Source organism: Shewanella sp. A22 (assembly GCF_053850585.1).
This window is the reverse complement of record NZ_JBSQBN010000036.1, coordinates 25,623-35,109: the sequence shown is the minus strand read 5'-3', so window position 1 is coordinate 35,109 and position 9,487 is coordinate 25,623. Positions and strand designations below refer to the sequence as shown.

Below are 9,487 nucleotides of genomic sequence, written 5' to 3'. Positions count from 1 at the left end.
AGAATGGAGTCTCTCAGGTATTCCACTTCTGTGTTACATCGATTTAAAAGGGAACAACCATTTCTACATCAATGTGCCTTGAATTGAAAAACCTGAGAGACTCTGAACTGACCAGATATTTAATGGGGTTGGTATAATTGAATGCTATGACTTCTTGTTAAACATTGTTTGGCCAGTTTTATGTTTATCAGACCAGAAATTAATGTTGAATTGGGCATCTGGGCTTAATTCAATACGGTGCCAGTACTCTGGTGGGCTCGTAGCAAACTGGCCTGCGTTAATTACAACTTTCACTTCTGGCTCTGTTGCATCGCTGTCGGCAAAGCCATAATAAGTGACTACCCCTTCCATCACACATAATTGGCCAAATACACCTTCGGCGGTATTGTGGTGAGTGAGTAGCGCATCAGGCACACTTTTAGTGGTAAAAAAGGGTGTAGAACGTTGAATTGTCCAGTTTGCTGGAATACGTTGATGAGACATAGTGCTCTCCTAAATAACCTTAACTCGGGATAATAAACGCCTTTCAAACAGTCCTTTGCCCTGCTAACTGCGTTGAATCGACTTACAATAGGCTAGCTATTGACGCGTCAATTCGCCTTGTTAGCATAACAAATGACAAGCTTGAAAGTGAGCTTGGTTAACATGCTGATTTTAAATAGCATAAGTTCATCCCTTATCCCCAATTCAGGTTAAGTTGATTGATGAGTAGGCTTTATGAGTACAGCCTACTCGATAAAATACTAAAGACTTGCTGGTAAGGCTCTGAGTAGCGGGAAGGTATTGTTCATGTGTCCTTCTGTTACTACAAAACCGATAATCTGTTTTTGGTCGTTGTAGGCTTTTACTGAACAACCCAGAGCATCAATATCCACCTGCCAAGAGGCAACATCTTTGACGGTATTACCGCCTAATTGGATAGGCATTTGTGGCGTTTTTACCTTAACTAACATCGCCGGAAGTTTCAGTTCTGTCGGTTGGCCTAATAAGGTTTTCGCTAACGCATTAGCACTTAACATAATCGGCTGCAGATACGACATCACCTTACCGTTTATCTCCGCACAATCCCCTAAGGCATAAACATTGTTCACTGAGGTTTGCAGTTGCTGATTAACAACTAGGCCGTTGTTGATTTTAAAGCCAGATTTACGTGCTAAACCAACATTAGCCTTTAACCCTGCAGCAGAAATGACACAATCAACTGTATGTGTTTTGCCCGAATTGAGTGTGGCACAAATACCTGATTCGGTTTTGTTTAGTGAGCTAATGGTTTGACCAAACTCAAATACAACGCCGGTATCGGCCATCTTCTTTTGTAAAACACTGGCGACTAAATCGGGCAACATATTAGCCATTAAGCCGCTACTGGGATCTACCGCTACCACGTTTTTACCGCTACGGTTAAGATCCATCGCTATTTCAGTACCAATAATACCTGCGCCAATAACCAAAACCCGTTGCGCATTTTGTAGCTGCTGCTGTGCACTATCAAACTCGCGCAGACTGTTTAAAGTGATAACTCTGTCAGTTGCATTGCCAAGCATAGGCGGGACAAATGTTTTTGCGCCTGTAGCCAATACCAGTTGTGCATAAGGGTAGGCGACACCATTAACAAAAACCGCTTGTTGTTCACTATCAATGCAGTCAACTTGGGTAAAAGCATGCAGGGTAATATTATTCTCGCTGGCAAACTCTTGCGCACTGAGGCGGATTAAATCCGCACTGCTTTGTTGATTACTAAATACATGGCTTAAATCAGGCTTATTATAATCGTGGCCCTCGTCAAGGGTAAATACAGTTATCGGTATATGCTGATCTGTACGTCTAATGGTTTTGATTAACTGATATGAACCAAAGCCGCTACCAATAATGATGATGGGTGCATTCATGATACTTTCCTTGCAGCAATAGGAACAAACACTTCTTTACCAAGTCCACAATCAGGGCAAAGGAAAAAGTCTGGGACTTTGCACCACGGAGTGCCTGGTTCAACATCTTGATTTGGTTCACCTAGTATTGGTTCATAAACCCAATTACACACAGTACAGAGCATATTTTGTGAATCATCAATTGCTGTAGCGGTTGCGCATGCAGGTTTTGTTTCCTGTGACGTTGGAGCTGGCTTAGCGGTTACACTCGCTTGAGCGCTCTTAGCTAGCGACGCAGGTGAAATGGATTTTACATTACTCAAATCATGCCATGCCCAGCTTTTGGCTATCTGACGGCCATGCTCACGACATTCACGCATCGCTTTACCATCAGGGCGCCATTTTGCTTTCAAGCCGACAATGGTTTCAAATCCAGCATCCGTAAAACGGGTGTGAATACGGTCTACTGCGCCACCGTTCCAACCATAACTTCCAAATGCGCCGGCTTTTTTATCTTTAAAGCGCAGGCCTGTGATCTCTTCTAGCATTCCTGCGACTTTTGGCATCATGACATTATTCATCGTCGATGAACCCACCAAAATACCCTTCGAGCGGAACACGTTAGCTAAGATATCGTTTTTATCATGGCGAGCCACATTAAATACTTTAACGGATACCACAGGGTCAACATCGTGGATCCCTTGCGCAATAGCATCGGCCATCATGCGGGTGTTATTAGACATTGAATCATAAAAAATGGTGATTCTGTCTTCTTGATAGTTATCCGCCCATTGCAGATACTGATGAATGATTTGGGTTGGGTTATCGCGCCACACTACGCCATGTGCGGTGGCAATCATGTCAACGGGCAGGTTAAAACTCAGCACCTCGTTAATTTTAGCGGTAACCAGTGAGCTAAACGGGGTTAAAATGTTGGAATAATAGCGTAAACACTGATCCATCAATTCAATTTGATCAACTTCGTCATTAAACAAATGCTCATCGCAATAATGCTGCCCGAACGCATCATTACTGAACAACACAGCATCTTCAGTTAAATAGGTCATCATACTGTCAGGCCAGTGCAGCATAGGAGTTTCAATGAACACTAACTGCTTACCGTTACCTATATCTAAGGTATCGCCAGTTTTGACTATATTAAAATTCCACTCAGTATGGTGATGTAAACCTGTGATGGAGTCGATAGCATTTTCAGTACAATAAATAGGGGTATTAGGGATTTTAGCCATCAAAGCTGCTAACGCACCGGAGTGATCTTCTTCTGCATGGTTAATGACAATATAATCAATTTTATCTAGAGCAATTTCCATCTCAAGGTTTTGAATAAATTGCAGACTGAAACGATGGTCAACAGTATCAATTAAGACATTTTTTTGTTCACGGATAAGGTAACTATTGTAACTTGTCCCTTTAGTGGTTTTATATTCAGTACCATGGAAGTCCAATATTTCCCAGTCACGTTGTCCAACCCAATCGATGTTATTTTTAATGTGAATTGTCATATGTACACCTGTAATAAATTAAAAGTTAAAGTTCGAAGATAAAGTTTCAAAAGTTAACTTAGTTGTTGCAGGTGGCGTGCCAATAAGTTAAGTCTTTGATAAATAAGTTTAATTAGATTTTTTGTAAAATAATCATGTCATTTAGACACTGCTGTTAAGCTGTTAAAATGACAATTAATTGTATAAATGACAATTAACGAACTAGTGTCATTAAACGCGCAGATTATATAAATGTAGGCCTAGCCTACGGTTATCTTTCAATTATTTAGTAAACCAAACTTTGGACTAAGAATAACGCTATGAAGTGTCTATTGTTTTAAGGCTTACCAATCTAGTCCGCTTGAAAGTGCCGAACTTTACTAGTTAAGCAAATCAAAAGTTGATATATCATCCTATGTTTTTTGAAAATGTTTTGTTGGATTAGCAAAACGAAATCAATCATTCGGATAACAAAGGAATGACCTAAGAGGGTCAGCATTAACAATCTTTGCCATTATTTGATCAAGTTCGTTAATCAATTGAAAGAATAAATCGATATAAAATCAACCCCATATTCTGTCAATGTTCATCATTTATCAATTCAGTAAATAAGCTTTTTCTAATTGTAAATGCAATTGATAATTATTACTGTTAAGCGTAATGTTTTTGTATCCCTTGGAATTGATAAGTAAAGGGAACGTTTATTTAGATGCGTGGTTATCTTATATAATACAAAATGGAACATGTGATGAAAATCAATACTTTACAGTTTAATAAATGTAAATTGGCAGTTTTATGCGCTTCTGCATTATCGTTCAATAGTTTTTCAACGTTAGCCGCTGAAAATGTCGATGCAGAGAAAAGCAATATTGAAAAAATTAGTGTGGTAGGACACAAGCTAACAGAGCTTAGTTCTGAAAATAATGGTGGAGCCTTAGGCAATAAAACCGTGTTGGAAACCCCTTTTTCGGTTGACGTTATTTCGCTAGAAGACATGGAAATTCGTCAAGTTAATACATTAGATAGTTTATTTAGTCGAGAAGCTTCTGTTTCTGTAGATGGCAGTGCCTACAGTACTTTTGGGTCAACTATACGTGTTCGTGGTTTGCCGTTAGATTATACAAATAGTTTTAAAATTAATGGTATGTCCATCAATAATTTTAGTGGAGAACTACCATATGAAGCGTTTGAACAAGTCACTCTATTAAAGGGCGCAACTGGTTTTATGTATGGTATGGCTGCACCAGGAGGCGTAGTTAATTATGAGACAAAAAAAGCGGTGGCTCATAAGTTGACCGTCGATGTTGGTATGCGAAGCGATAGTGTATTTAGTGCCCATGTCGATGCAAGCACGCGTATGGGAAATAATGACGACTATGGTTTTAGGGTTAATCTTGTAAAAGAGGCTGGGGATACCTATTTAGATAATGGAACAATTGACCGCGAGACGGCTGCAATAGCGTTTGACGCGCAATTAACCGATTCACTTTTTTGGACGGTCGATCTTATTTACAGTGATCGTTTAACTGAAAACTCTTGGACAACAATGGACAATCTGCTTGATAGCAGTGAGCCATTGCCTGATACCGTTAGTGGAAACCGCAGTATTGGTGCAGACGGGACCTTCGATGATTACAAAAATTTAATCGCGATTACTAGCTTAAATTGGGACATTAATGAAGCTTGGAGTGCTCGCCTTGAGTATGACTACTCAAAGAATGAAACTCGTTGGGTGAAAACTTTAGCAGATTTAACAAGCAGTGATGGTGACATTGATATCGCACTGTACGATCAATATTTTGATGTTAATTATAAGCAAATTCAGGGTGTCATCAACGGTGAGTTTGAGACTGGAAGCATTAATCATAATCTGCTATTTGGTATGGCTTATCAAGAGTCGACAACATACCGAAATGATCCAAATCGTAAAGTCACTTGGGGTTATGCAACCGATAATCTGTACGATCCTGTAGACCTCCCTCGTTATCAATCTACGCTCGAAGATGATCTCTCTATGGCATGGGTTGACAAGCAACAGTCAGTATTTATAAGTGACTTTATTGCTTTAACCGATGAATGGGAAGTGTTGCTAGGCATCAGGTCAAACAGTATTGAACACACTCCGAGTGAGTATTTCTCTTCATTCCAAGATTATAATGACGACAGTGCAGTAAGCCCCACGGCTGCATTAATGTATAAACCAAATTTTAATACGACTTATTATGTAAGCTATGTTGAATCTTTTGAGGGAGTGACTTCTTTTGTTGGTGAGACTTATGCTAATGCCGATGAGATGTTGCCACCATTAGAAAGTTTACAATATGAAGTAGGTGTTAAAACCGCAGGTGATGGCTGGTCTATTACCTCTGCACTCTTTCGAATCGAACGGGGCGCTACACTTGTTACAGATGATAATTATTTAGTTCAAGATGGCCTAAGCATTTACCAGGGTCTCGAATTTAGTGGTGCATTGGAAATCACAGATAACTTATCGTTATATGGTGATTTAATGATATTGAATGCTGAATACGATAAGACCAATTCCGCAGTAGAAGGTAATGACGTTGCTGGTACGCCTAATCAACAGTTAAGTTTACAGACTAATTATGATGTAGATACGTTACCAGGCTTGACCCTCAATTTAGGAGCTAAACATTTTGGCAAGACAACGTTAGATTCTAATAATAATTGGGAGTTGCCTTCATATAATATTTTTTATGCCGGAGTTAGCTATACCACAACACTCAATGATAATTCATTAACAATTATCGGAACGGTTGATAATTTATTAGATGAGGAATTTTGGGCCGCTGGAGATGCTTATGGTGCTTTGCGTATTGGTGAACCTCGCAGCTTTGCTATTAAAATGAAGATGGGCTTTTAATCATGGAATAACATTATATGTTAAGGCATAAATGTTAATAAATTAGGTCGAGAATTGTCAATTGATTACTTCTCGGCCTATCAGTACCAGTAATTAAATATATGGGATTTTTTATTTTATTTGTTACATGGTTATTTAGTTGAGTAAGTTAGTTTTTATCTATTTAAAGGATTTGTTAAAATGTGGCCGATTTTGGCGTTAATATTATCATTTGTTGGTACATTGCTTATTTATTTAAGCAATAAGAATCAAGGTTTAATTAAAAAAACTTTGCCAAGCTGCTGGCGTATTGGAACATTAGTTTGTTGGTTTGTTGCATTATTAATATGGTTAAAACTCTATGTTATTAGTGCTGCAGTCTTTATTTGGTTATTTACACTTACCATACTGCTTATATGTATTCCTTTGTTAAGTATAAATAGACATATAACTAAACAGAAAAGGGGCTATTAATGGCACGGCTCACTGCAGATGAAAAAATTCAGCCTCATTGGTGGCTAAAAACAATAGCGGGATCAATATTTGGCTTAACTTTGGCCTATGCCTTTGTTGGTCTCTTTGCATGGTATGGCTATGGCGGTATTGATGCCCCAGTAAAAGTGCAATTTAATATGTGGATGATAAGTCCAATTTGGTTATTAGTATTAACATTCAGTTATTTATTTAGAACGGGGATGAATGCCATCATTTACTTAGCGTCAGCAAATATTATTGTTTATAGCGTGTTCTTTTTCCTAAGGTGGCTATCATGAGAGTTCGCGGCGATATTCTACGTACATACCAATCCATCCATACATGGACTGGAATTATTGCTGGTTTAGTGCTCTTTATAGGCTTTTATGCTGGTTCACTGACGATGTTTAAGCATGAAATAACACAATGGGCAACACCTCCAAGTCATCAGTTACCACAAATACCAACAGATCAGTTTGATAAGTTAATTTTACAAGCATCATTAAACTTTGATAAAGCAAAGCAAGGTTTTACTGTAAATTTTAATGAACAGCTATCGCCACTCACATGGTTCGAGCAAGGTGGTGGTCGTGGTTTACATTTGCATAATGTTATGAGGCAAGCAACGTTATCTGAAGATGGTGAGTTAATTTCGCAAGTTAACCCAACAAACGATCTCGGAGAGTTGATTGATATGCTTCATCGTACCGCTGGTATTGCGGGCAAGGTTGGACATGAAGATCTAGGCGTACTCGTTTTAGGCACGGCATCGGTACTGTATTTTTTAGCATTAGTGTCAGGTGTTATTTTTTTATTGCCAACATTAGTGAACAGTTTTTTTGCAATACGGCAAAATAAAGGTGCGAATCGTTTTTGGCTGGATAGTCATAACTTAGTAGGCATTGTGAGTTTACCGTTTCATTTAATTATTGCTTGGACGGTTATCGTATTTGCTTTTCATGATGTTCTCTATGGTGGTTTAAGCTTAGTTTATGGTGATGAGCCAATGTTCGAACGAGGTGAAAGGCCCACAATTGAATACTCTATTGAGCAACTACCACCTATTTCTACTTATTTAAATAAAGTAAATGAAATGACAGATGGTTATCGTGTCGAATCAATGGCGTTTGCTGATTTATCAACAGCCAACCCCGTTGTCGGTATTACCATTATTAACGAACATGAAATGATGCGTGTGAGTTCTGGTGATTTCATTTATATGAATCCTTATACCTTAGATGTCGGCTACAGTAGTATACCGTTAAAAGATAATGATATTTACACTCCCTTAGTTGTTAGCTTTTTTTCCTTACATTTTGGTGGGTATGCTGGTGATTTAGGCCGCTGGGTATACTTTACCTTGGGCTTATTAGGTGCATTTCTATTTTACAGTGGGAATTTATTATGGTTAGAAAAACGCCGTAAAAAGCAACCGCAACAAAGTCGATCTAGCCGTTTTATGGCGTCACTAACAATAGGAATGTGTTTGGGATCCGTATTAGCGGTTGTATTAACGATGTTGTCAAGTAAATGGTTGTACTTAGATAGTCCGCAGGTGAATAATAAATATCTGATATGTTATTATGTGGTATTTTTTACAGCATTAATTTACAGTTTTGTTCGTGGAGCCGCTAAAAGTGCTATTCACTTGCAATATTTTTTATCGATAGCTTGTTTATTGATACCAATAACGTCAATCATTTCTCTCATTGTACCGAGTTTAGGTTTATGGAGGCCGGTATATTTATCGAATATGATAGTTGAACTTGTTGCACTTTTTTTTGCCGGTGCATTTTATTATTCCGCGGTTAAAACGAAACAACGTGTTTATTATGGTGAGCGAAATAGCATATGGGCTTTACCTTTAAAAACCGTTGTAGACAGTCAGAAAAATAGAACAATAATATAATCGTTAATGGTAAGTACATCATGTGTTATTTTTGCATGATGTACTTGCAAAACGTGTTTTTAAATTGAGGCCCAATAAAAATTCTTATTACTTTAGTTGTCAAGATTATTAAATTTGAATGCGGTTGTTAATAATGTGAAGTCTAATAGCAACTTTTTTGAATCAATATGACAAAAGTTATTTTATGGTGGGCACTTTTTTATTCAGTGTTGTCAATTAACAGCCTTATATAAACAACGGATTAAACCGCAATATAAAAATTAGTGTTTCAGCAGTTGAATTGACGCTGTTAAGTGTTTATTATTTCGATATCGTAACAGTTATTGCTCTGAGGGAGACTTGGGTAAATGGATATTATGATTGATAATTTACAGGACTCTGGCGTGATTGAGTTATTGCAAGCGCACTTGGCTGACATGTATGCGACGTCACCACCAGACAGTGTTCATGCCTTAGATATTGACGCTTTAAAACATCCATCAATTACTTTTTGGTGTGCCAAACAAGATAAAATAGTGCTTGGGTGTGTAGCGATAAAACAGTTAACCTCAACCCATGGTGAAATTAAGTCTATGCGAACGGCTGCAGCAGCAAGAAATCGAGGTATAGCATCCGCATTGTTATTGCATATTCTGGAAGTCGCACAGTCTCGAGGTTATCAGCAGTTGAGTTTGGAAACGGGTTCGATGGACTTTTTTGATCAAGCAAGGCGTTTATATGCGCGACATGGGTTTGATTATTGTGGACCGTTTGCAGATTATCAGCTTGATCCTAATAGTGTTTTTATGACGCGATTACTGTAGCGTGGGCAGTTGGGTGTAAAGTCAAAAAAGATAGATTGGCTAAATTCAAACCTATCGATACTTTGTGA

Annotated in this window: 7 protein-coding genes; 4 read left to right on the top strand and 3 right to left on the bottom strand. The window is 38.3% G+C overall.

Translation table 11 applies throughout. The features are described 5' to 3' along the window. Window positions 1-144 precede the first annotated feature (144 nt). The 3 genes from ACWXWT_RS08900 to norV all read right to left on the bottom strand — a co-directional run bounded on the left by ACWXWT_RS08900 (window position 145) and on the right by norV (window position 3,391). On the bottom strand, window positions 145-483 hold the full coding sequence (locus ACWXWT_RS08900; RefSeq protein WP_456041232.1) for a DUF1971 domain-containing protein: 339 nt from the start codon (window positions 481-483) through the stop codon (window positions 145-147). Window positions 484-743: 260 nt separating this feature from the next. Continuing rightward, window positions 744-1,889 (bottom strand): NADH:flavorubredoxin reductase NorW, encoded by a 1,146-nt coding sequence (gene norW / locus ACWXWT_RS08895; RefSeq protein ID WP_456041231.1) that lies wholly within the window; start codon window positions 1,887-1,889, stop codon window positions 744-746. Beyond that, a complete protein-coding gene (norV, locus tag ACWXWT_RS08890) occupies window positions 1,886-3,391 on the bottom strand; it encodes an anaerobic nitric oxide reductase flavorubredoxin (RefSeq protein ID WP_456041230.1) in 1,506 nt (501 codons plus the stop codon). The genes norW and norV overlap by 4 nt, the downstream gene beginning before the upstream one ends. A 727-nt stretch (window positions 3,392-4,118) precedes the next feature. Between norV and ACWXWT_RS08885 the strand changes: the two genes are divergently transcribed. The 4 genes from ACWXWT_RS08885 (at window position 4,119) to ACWXWT_RS08870 (ending at window position 9,419) form a co-directional block, all read left to right on the top strand. Beyond that, on the top strand, window positions 4,119-6,254 hold the full coding sequence (locus ACWXWT_RS08885; RefSeq protein WP_456041229.1) for a TonB-dependent siderophore receptor: 2,136 nt from the start codon (window positions 4,119-4,121) through the stop codon (window positions 6,252-6,254). Between the two features lie 452 nt (window positions 6,255-6,706). Then, window positions 6,707-7,006, top strand: coding sequence for a hypothetical protein (locus ACWXWT_RS08880; RefSeq protein WP_456041228.1), 300 nt, complete (start codon window positions 6,707-6,709; stop codon window positions 7,004-7,006). After that, window positions 7,003-8,616 (top strand): PepSY-associated TM helix domain-containing protein, encoded by a 1,614-nt coding sequence (locus ACWXWT_RS08875; RefSeq protein WP_456041227.1) that lies wholly within the window; start codon window positions 7,003-7,005, stop codon window positions 8,614-8,616. The genes ACWXWT_RS08880 and ACWXWT_RS08875 overlap by 4 nt, the downstream gene beginning before the upstream one ends. Before the next feature lie 347 nt (window positions 8,617-8,963). After that, on the top strand, window positions 8,964-9,419 hold the full coding sequence (locus tag ACWXWT_RS08870) for a GNAT family N-acetyltransferase (RefSeq protein ID WP_456041226.1): 456 nt from the start codon (window positions 8,964-8,966) through the stop codon (window positions 9,417-9,419). The last annotated feature ends 68 nt before the right edge of the window (window positions 9,420-9,487 follow it).